This is a genomic window from Kocuria atrinae C3-8 (genome assembly GCF_000286355.1).
GTDB classification, from domain to species: domain Bacteria; phylum Actinomycetota; class Actinomycetes; order Actinomycetales; family Micrococcaceae; genus Kocuria; species Kocuria atrinae_A.
The window spans coordinates 1-3,494 of sequence record NZ_AJXN01000036.1 but is presented as its reverse complement, the minus strand read 5'-3'; the positions used below and the strand labels follow the sequence as shown (position 1 = coordinate 3,494).

The 3,494-nt window shown below is 62.2% G+C and carries 2 protein-coding genes and 2 pseudogenes; all 4 read right to left on the bottom strand.

Annotation, left to right across the window (positions count from 1 at the left end):
• Positions 1–111 precede the first annotated feature (111 nt).
• Positions 112–542, bottom strand: a pseudogene (locus YO9_RS0105160) (transposase); the annotation flags it as partial.
• A gap of 33 nt (positions 543–575) precedes the next feature.
• Positions 576–1,091: pseudogene (locus tag YO9_RS0105155) on the bottom strand (IS30 family transposase); the annotation flags it as partial.
• Positions 1,092–1,102: 11 nt separating this feature from the next.
• On the bottom strand, positions 1,103–1,894 hold the full coding sequence (locus YO9_RS16940; RefSeq protein ID WP_317259756.1) for a type IIL restriction-modification enzyme MmeI: 792 nt from the start codon (positions 1,892–1,894) through the stop codon (positions 1,103–1,105).
• Positions 1,783–3,330, bottom strand: coding sequence for a DNA methyltransferase (locus YO9_RS16935; RefSeq protein ID WP_016996526.1), 1,548 nt, complete (start codon positions 3,328–3,330; stop codon positions 1,783–1,785). The genes YO9_RS16940 and YO9_RS16935 overlap by 112 nt, the downstream gene beginning before the upstream one ends.
• Positions 3,331–3,494 lie beyond the last annotated feature (164 nt).

The window sequence follows — 3,494 nt, the reverse complement described above, 5'->3', positions numbered from 1 at the left end:
GGCGTGACGTTGTTGACACCGGCCGGGGTGCGTGAGGCCGGGAGTTGGGACTGCTGCACGGTGAGGTGACAGTTGTAGTGTCAAGCCGCGAGGTCCACGGCTGGGGTTCATGATGGTTTCGCACTCCATCGGGGTCAAACGGCCCAGGCGCACCTGTCGGCAGTGCCGGTGGTAGGTCCGTTCGATCCAGGTGATAATCGCGATCCGCAGCTCGTCACGGGTCCGCCAGCGACGGCGGTCCAGGGCGTTCTTCCGCAGCAACGCGGAGAAAGATTCCGTCGCCGTGTTGTCACCGGCGGCACCGATCTGGCCCATCGACCGGAGCAGGTGGTGCTCGTTCAGTGCGTGCACGAATGACCTGGCCCGGCTCTGGGGCCCCGATCGGAATGGACGATGCAACCGGCCACGTCACCGCGCCGCGTGGCCGCATTGACCAGTGCGTTCACCGCAAGGCGGGCCTTCATCCGGGAATCCATGGAGTAGCCCATGATCCGCCCGCAGAACGCGTCCTTGATCGCGCAGAGATAGAGCTTTCCCTCATCAGCTTGAGTTCCAGCCATCGTCGCAACACTGGTTCAACTCGCATTCAGTAAAGCATGGAGTCGTTCGGCTGGAGTGTCCCAGTCGAGCGTCTTGCGTGGACGTTCGTTGAGGCCCTCTGCGACGCGTCGCAATTCTGCGGGCGTGTGGCGGGAGAGATCGGTGCCCTTCGGGAAGTACTGGCGTAGGAGGCCGTTCGTGTTCTCGTTGCTGCCGCGCTGCCAGGGGCTGCCCGGATCACAGAAGTACACCGCCATATCGGTGGCGGTCTGGAACCCCACATGCCCCGACATCTCGGTGCCCTGGTCCCAGGTCAGCGAGCGGCGTAGCGCTGCTGGCAAATCAGCGACGGTGGTGATGAGGCCATCGCGCACGGTCTCGGCCGTGTGGTCATGTTCAAGGTGCACGAGGGTAACGAAGCGGCTTGATCGCTCGACGAGTGTTCCGATTGCTGATCGTCCCATCGTGCCGACGATGAGGTCCCCTTCCCAATGCCCAGGGATTGCACGATCCTCAGCTTCCGCGGGTCGCTCAGCGATGGAGACCATAGGGACACCCCCCGTTACCGTTTACGCATCTCGAGTTCGGCATATCGGGTGAAGAGGATCTCTTGACGGTCCCTTTCATTAGCGCAGGTCCGCTTAGCCCCGAAGGCACGATTTACAGCGGCATCGAGTCTGTCGTGCGCTTTGATCAGTTGCGTGTCCATGGACAGGGGGTTGTAGTGCCCGGCGAGGGATCGTTCCGGGTGAAGTTTCCGGGCTTCCAGAATTCCGTGGCCAGCATCGATGATCTTCTGTCGAGTCGCCTCGGGGACGGATGGGAGTGGCAGATTGTTCCAGACAACGGTGTTGGAGAAACGGAGCCGTGATTCGAGGCGCCCGCCCACGGTTTTCTGCCACGTCAGGAACATGGATGAGGACAACACTCCAAACAAATACCCATCGGGGTCTGGTGCTTCGAAGTTAGAGTCTCCGACGATGACCTCCGGGGGGAGAGAGGCCACGGTGAAGTACCGGCGATCCTCGCCAACGTGGCGTGGGATGCATAGGTATTGCACGGACGGTTGAGATCGCTGGCCGAACAAGTGTGGCGTGGCGGCCATGGCCCGGGTTGACGCTGCTTTGCTGACCACGCGGAAGTTTCGCACAGCCTCTAGGCGGGCCTTGAGCACCGGACTCCGCGCGACGTCGGCAGGGTCAAGATCAACGAGCCAGAGACACCAGCGGTCCTGGTTGTGGATCAGCTCCTTGGCTCCGACGAAGCGACGTACGTACTTCGCCGCATAGGGGTCGGCCACGACCTCGGGATGATCCTCGGGGGCGATAAGCAGATGCCCGCCATCTCGAGGCATGTTGCCAAAGACCACCTTGGCAGATCGGGGGACAGCGGTGTGCGTCGTTGATCAACCAGCACATTGGGCGCATCGGCCAGATAGCCGTTGATCGCCTTAGCCGGCTCCTCGGTAGGTGCTCCACGCAGGTCGCTGTAGGAGAAAAGACGAGCCGCGGATTTAGTGGTGCGATCGAAACCGATGACCGCGCAGTGCACGGCGGCTGCACCGGGAGCCTCGGAGGTCCAGGCGAAGGTGCGGTGGGCGAAGCGGATGCACCAGCCGGCTGAGAACATGGGGCCGAACAAGGCGGGGACGGGTTCGCCTTGGACGATGGAGTTGGTGGACACGAACGCCCAGCGGCCTGATATATCGCCGAAGTAGTCGATGGCTTTCTTGTACCAACCGGTGACGTAGTCCAGCCGCCCGATGTCGTCCCGAGCCCAGATCTGACGCAGTTCGGCGGCTTGCTCCTCGTTGCGAGTGGCGTGGCCCAGAAAGGGCGGGTTGCCGAAGACGCAGACGTTCTCCGAGGCCGGCAGCAACTGGGACCAGTCGGTCTGCAGGGCGTTGCCCACGAGGATGTGTGAGGAGTCCACCAAGGGCAGCATGTCCGGGGCCAGTCCCAGGGTTAGTGCCATGTCTTGGTTGGCCTGGTGGTCCACCAGGAACATGGCCGTCTGGGCGATGGTGGCCGGCCATTCCTCGAGCTCGATGCCGTAGAAGCTGGTCATCCGCACCTGCAGCAGCTGGCTGGCATCCAGGACCATCTGCGCCGAGGACGGGTCCAGTTCCTGGAGGCGCTTGAGGATCTTCAACTCCAGGTTGCGCATCTCGCGGTAGGCGACAATCAGGAAGTTCCCGCACCCACAGGCCGGGTCGAGGAAACGGAGCTGCCCCATGTCTTGCTGTAGCTTTCGCAGTCCGCGCACGTTGTGCTGGTTGTCGATGAAGCGCTGGCGCAGCTCGTCCAGGAACAGCGGCTCTATGACCTTCAGGATGTTGGTCTCGGTGGTGTAGTGCTCCCCCAACGCACGGCGGGCGTCCCTGGATTTCACCGCCTGGAACAAAGACCCGAAGATCGCCGGGCTGATTTCCCCCCAGTTGAAGAAGCAGGCGGCGATCAGCTTGTCCCGCATCGTCTTGTCGAAGTAGGGGATCTCGATGGTTTCCCCGAACACCGACCCGTTGACGTAGGGGAAGCGCTGGATCATTTCATCGGCCTTGCTCAGCCGCTTCTCGGTTGGCTTATTCAGCGCCTGGTAAAGCACCGCCAATGCTGCCCCCAGGTCGGAGCCGTCGGGGCTGGTACGGGTCTCCAGGTACTCCAGGAACAAATCACGCTCCCACAACCCCGAATCATCAGCGAACAACGCAAACAACGTGCGCACCAAGAAGATAGAGGATTGGTGCTCGTCGTAGCCGGACTTCTCCAGCTCCTCATACAGGCTGGCCATCAGCTGGACGGCCTTGACCGACGCCGCGGCTTGCTCTTCGGAACCAAAAGATCGCTTCTGGTACCCGGCGATGAACCCCAGCCGTTCGCACTCAGTGGGGAAGTCCTCCAGAGCGAAAGTGGCTGACTCCTCCCCCGCCGGAGCCTCTTAGCCTCGATCCACCG